We start from the raw sequence: 5334 nt of genomic DNA, 5'->3' as shown, positions 1-5334 counted from the left end.
TGCAACAATTGTTTACATTGAAAATTAAAATTAAACAATATATATAATGGAAGAATTATTAGGTCAATTTTCATTTGGTTTATTTATCTTGCAAACAGTTTTATTCGTAGGATTAATCCTTTTACTTAAAAAGTTTGCTTGGAAACCTATTTTAGATGCAGTAAACGAACGTGAAGAAGGTATTAAAGAAGCTATTCTTTCGGCAGAAAATGCAAAAAAAGAAATGATGGCTTTGAAATCGGATAATCAAAAATTATTAGATGAAGCCCGTGCTGAAAGAGATACAATGATTAAAGAAGCAACTGCTATCAAAGAAAAAATGATTGCTGATGCAAAATCTGAAGCACAATCTCAAGGCGCAAAAATGATTGAACAAGCGAAAGCTACAATCGAAAGCGAAAAAAATAATGCAGTTGCTGAAATCAAAAATCAAGTGTCTTCATTATCTTTAGAAATCGCTGAAAAATTATTAAAAGAAGAATTATCTAACAAAGAATCTCAAACTAAATTAGTAGAGAAAATGTTAGCTGATGTTAAATTAAACTAATCTAAAGTTATGTCAAGAGCTGCGATTAGATACGCAAAAGCAATTATAGATATCGCTACAGAAAGCAATAACGCTTTAGCTGTAAATAACGATATGAAAACTATTGGTGCTGCAATTAAAGAAAATAATGAGTTACACGATTTTTTATCAAATCCTATTGTAAATGGAACGATAAAAATGAATGCATTAACTGAAATATTTCCATCTTTACAAGCAGAAACTAAAGGTTTGTTTCAATTGTTATTAGCAAATAAAAGATTTGAAATTTTGTCTGCAATTACTTTTCAATTTAATACATTATTTGATATTGCAAGCGGTATTGAGCAAGCAGTTGTTACTACAGCTGTTCCGTTAACTGCCGAATTAGAAGCACAAGTAACAAATAAGTTGAAAGAATTTTCTTCAAACACGATTTCTATTACAAACGTAGTAGATCCTTCAATTATTGGAGGTTTTGTTTTAAGAATTGGCGACAAACAATATAATGCATCTGTTGCAAACAAATTACAACAGTTAAAAAGAGAATTTACATATTAAATAAATACCATTAAATATATATAAAATGGCAGAAATTAAACCAGCTGAAATTTCAGCAATATTAAAGAAACAATTATCAGATTTTCAATCTGGCGCTACGTTAGAAGAAGTAGGTACTGTACTACAAGTTGGTGATGGTATTGCTCGTGTATATGGTTTATCAAATGCTCAGTACGGTGAGTTAGTTCAATTCGATAACGGATTAGAAGCTATCGTATTGAACTTAGAAGAAGACAATGTTGGTGTGGTTTTATTAGGACCATCTACAGGAATCAAAGAAGGTTCTAACGTAAAAAGAACGAACAGAATTGCGTCTTTAAAAGTTGGTGAACAAATGGTTGGCCGTGTGGTGGATACATTAGGTAACCCAATTGATGGTAAAGGACCAATCGGTGGCGAATTATTCGAAATGCCTTTAGAGCGTAAAGCACCTGGAGTTATTTTCCGTCAACCGGTAACGGAACCATTACAAACAGGTATCAAAGCTATCGATGCAATGATTCCAGTTGGACGTGGACAACGTGAATTAGTGATTGGTGACCGTCAAACTGGTAAATCTTCAGTTTGTTTAGATACCATCTTAAATCAAAAAGAATTTTACGATGCTGGTCAACCAGTATTCTGTATATATGTTGCAATCGGACAAAAAGCGTCTACAGTTGCATCAATCGCAAAAACATTAGAAGAAAAAGGTGCAATGGCTTATACAGTTATTGTTGCTGCAAATGCTTCTGACCCAGCGCCAATGCAAGTATATGCTCCTATGGCAGGTGCTGCAATTGGTGAGTACTTCCGTGATTCAGGTCGTCCTGCTTTAATTATCTATGATGATTTATCTAAGCAAGCCGTTGCTTACCGTGAAGTATCTTTATTATTAAGAAGACCTCCAGGACGTGAAGCGTATCCAGGAGACGTTTTCTACTTACACTCTCGTTTATTAGAAAGAGCTTGTAAAGTAATTAACGATGACGAAATTGCTAAAAATATGAATGATTTACCAGATTCTTTAAAAGGAATTGTAAAAGGTGGTGGTTCATTAACAGCGTTACCAATTATCGAAACACAAGCAGGGGACGTTTCTGCATACATCCCAACAAACGTAATTTCGATTACGGATGGACAAATTTTCTTAGATGGAGATTTATTCAACTCTGGGGTTCGTCCTGCAATTAACGTAGGTATTTCTGTATCTCGTGTTGGAGGTAATGCACAAATTAAATCAATGAAAAAAGTATCTGGTACTTTAAAATTAGACCAAGCACAATTCCGTGAATTAGAAGCTTTCGCGAAATTTGGATCTGACTTAGATGCAGTTACTTTAAATGTAATTGAAAAAGGTAAACGTAACGTGGAAATCTTAAAACAAGGTTTAAATGATCCGTTTGCTGTTGAAAATCAAGTAGCAATTATTTATGCCGGAACGAAAAACTTATTAAGAAATGTTCCTGTAAATAAAGTAAAAGAATTTGAAAAAGATTATATTCAATTCTTAAGCTTAAAACATAAAGACGTTTTAGATGCATTAAAAGCTGGTAAATTTGATGATAACATCACAAATGTATTAGAAGCTGCTGCAAAAGAAATTTCTGCAAAATACTAATTAATTAGGTAAAAGGTAAAAGGTCTTGGGTATTAGGTAAAACGAATACCCAACACCATAAACCCAACTCCCAATACCCAATAAAAATGGCAAATTTAAAAGAAATTCGTAATAGAATTGTATCTGTATCGTCAACGATGCAAATCACTTCTGCTATGAAAATGGTTTCGGCGGCTAAATTAAAAAAAGCGCAAGATGCTATTACTGCAATGCGTCCTTATTCTGAAAAATTAACCGAGTTAATTCAAAGTTTAAGTGCTTCTTTAGAAGGTGATGTTGCTGCTAATTATACGACTCAAAGAGAAGTGAAAAAAGTATTAGTTGTAGCCATTACTTCTAACAGAGGTTTGTGTGGCGCATTAAATTCAAATGTATTAAAACAAGTTAAAGTGTTAACTGAAAAATACGGTCACGATAATGTTGGTATTTTTGCCATTGGTAAAAAAGCAAATGATGGTTTACACAAATCAAACTATGTAATTGCTAATAGAAGTGACATTTTTGATGATTTAACTTTTGATAATACTGCAGAAATCGCACAATCATTAACGCATTTGTTTTTAGATGGTGAATATGATAAAGTAGAATTGGTTTACAATCAGTTCGTAAATGCAGCTACACAAAATGTTGTAAACGAACAATTTTTACCTTTAGCACCAATTAAAGGCGCTGCTGCTATTTCATCTGACTATATTTTTGAGCCATCAAAAGAAGAAATTGTATTAGAATTAATACCAAAATCGTTAAAAACTCAATTATACAAAGCGGTTAGAGATTCATTTGCTGCAGAGCACGGTGCACGTATGACAGCAATGCACAAAGCAACAGATAACGCAACTGATTTAAGAAATCAATTGAAATTAACATATAACAAAGCACGTCAAGCTGCAATTACAGGAGAAATCTTAGAAATTGTTGGTGGTGCGGAAGCATTAAATAATTAATTTTATTTACTGTTTTATAACTTCTTAAAGTCCCAATTTATTGGGACTTTTTTATTTGTATTAATTGCTAATTAAATTATAAAATCCTTTTAATCAGTTTAATCCGTGGCGAAAAAAATTAATTATCAGTTTTATAAATTTAGTGCTAATTCGTGAAATTCGTGTTGCATTAAATTATAAAATCCTATTATTCAATTTAATCCGTTGGCGAAAAAAATTATATATTTGTATAAACCGATTTGTTATGAAAAACATTTTTACAGCCCTATTTTTTATTTTCAGTTCTCTTGTATTTTCACAAAATCTTCAATTAGAAGAGATAATGAAAGGCAACGAATTTATTGGTCATCAACCTTCTAATCAACGTTGGTCTGTAGACGGAAAAACCATTTATTTTGAGTGGAATCCGAATAATGACTTAGGCGATACAACCTATTTTTGGCAATCTGGTTTCACAGAACCAAAGTTACTTTCAAAAGAAGGGTTCCGTTTTTCGGAAATTCAATATCAAGGGCAAGAAAATTTTGATGTAGTATATTATACAAATCAGGGCGCCTTATCTTCGTATCATAAAAAAACAAAAGAAAATAAAATACTTTTTCAAACGACTTCAAATATCAATTCTGTTCAAAGAAGCACAAATCAAAACATCATTTATTTTCAACAAAATAAAAACATATTTCAATTAAATGTAACGAATTTTCAATTGTTACAACTTACCAATTTTAAATCTGGAACAACTTCTTCAGAAACCAATAAAACTTCTTTTCTGAATGACCAACAAAAAGAATTATTTCAGTTTGTAAACCAAGAAAGTGCTAAATCAGAATGGAATAAAAAACGCGCCGCAGAAAAAAAACTTAAATTTCCTTCGGAGATTTTATACGGCACGAATGCATTAGAATCAGTAAAAATTAACCCAAGTGGAAAATTCGTTACCTATACTATATCGGAATATCCAACTACAAAAGATACAAAAGTTGAAAACTTCATTACGAGTGATGGATATACTAAAAACAAATCGGCACGTGAAAAAGTATCTATAAATAACAATAGCAAGCATAAAATGTATGTGTATCATATCGAGAAAGATACGGTAATGTCAATTTCATTTTCAAATCTAACAGGAATAAAAACCTTTCCAAAATACTATCAAGAATACGACAATTTAAAAAATTTAGAGCCAGTAGAAAAAGCAATAACGATGCAAGCGCCAATATACAATGCATTGGGGAATTTAGCTGTTTTTGAAGCTAGAAGTTTAGATAATAAAGACCGTTGGATTCTTCAATTAAACCTAAATGACGCAACGGTTTCCGAATTAGAGTATCAACACGATGAAGCTTGGATTGGCGGACCTGGAATTCCAGGGTACAATTTCAGCAATGGAACGTTAGGTTTTTTAGCTGACAACAAAACCATTTATTTTCAATCAGAAGCAACTGGTTTTTCTCATTTGTACACTTTCAATTTGGAAACAAAAAAGAAAACACAACTTACGCAAGGTAAATGGGAAGTTCGTGATGTAGTTTTATCAAAATTATCAAATTCCTTTTATATTACAAGTACCGAAACGCATCCTGGAAATCGTTCTTTCTATAAATTAGATATTTCGTCTGGAAAAAAAACACCAATTTTAACCAATGATGGAGCGTATGAAATTGAATTATCACCAGATGAATCCCAATTGGCAATACGATATTCAT

Annotated in this window: 5 protein-coding genes; all 5 read left to right on the top strand. The window is 31.9% G+C overall.

The window, feature by feature from the left end:
* Positions 1-46 precede the first annotated feature (46 nt).
* Positions 47-547, top strand: coding sequence for a F0F1 ATP synthase subunit B (locus ACIQ11_RS08620; protein WP_353147465.1), 501 nt, complete (start codon positions 47-49; stop codon positions 545-547).
* Positions 548-556: 9 nt separating this feature from the next.
* Complete coding sequence (gene atpH / locus ACIQ11_RS08615) at positions 557-1084, top strand: ATP synthase F1 subunit delta (RefSeq protein ID WP_396154244.1); 528 nt, start codon at positions 557-559, stop codon at positions 1082-1084.
* 25 nt (positions 1085-1109) lie between these two features.
* Entirely contained in the window at positions 1110-2684 is a 1575-nt protein-coding gene (atpA, locus tag ACIQ11_RS08610; protein ID WP_396154243.1) for a F0F1 ATP synthase subunit alpha, read from the top strand.
* Positions 2685-2770: 86 nt separating this feature from the next.
* On the top strand, positions 2771-3628 hold the full coding sequence (gene atpG / locus ACIQ11_RS08605; protein ID WP_396154242.1) for an ATP synthase F1 subunit gamma: 858 nt from the start codon (positions 2771-2773) through the stop codon (positions 3626-3628).
* Positions 3629-3872: 244 nt separating this feature from the next.
* On the top strand, positions 3873-5334 hold a 1462-nt coding region (locus ACIQ11_RS08600; RefSeq protein ID WP_396154241.1), incomplete at its 3' end, for a DPP IV N-terminal domain-containing protein.

The organism is Flavobacterium sp. (assembly GCF_044361065.1).
Taxonomy (GTDB): Bacteria; Bacteroidota; Bacteroidia; order Flavobacteriales; family Flavobacteriaceae; genus Flavobacterium.
Note: the sequence above shows the minus strand (reverse complement) of the source record. Positions and strands in the feature narration are given on the sequence as shown.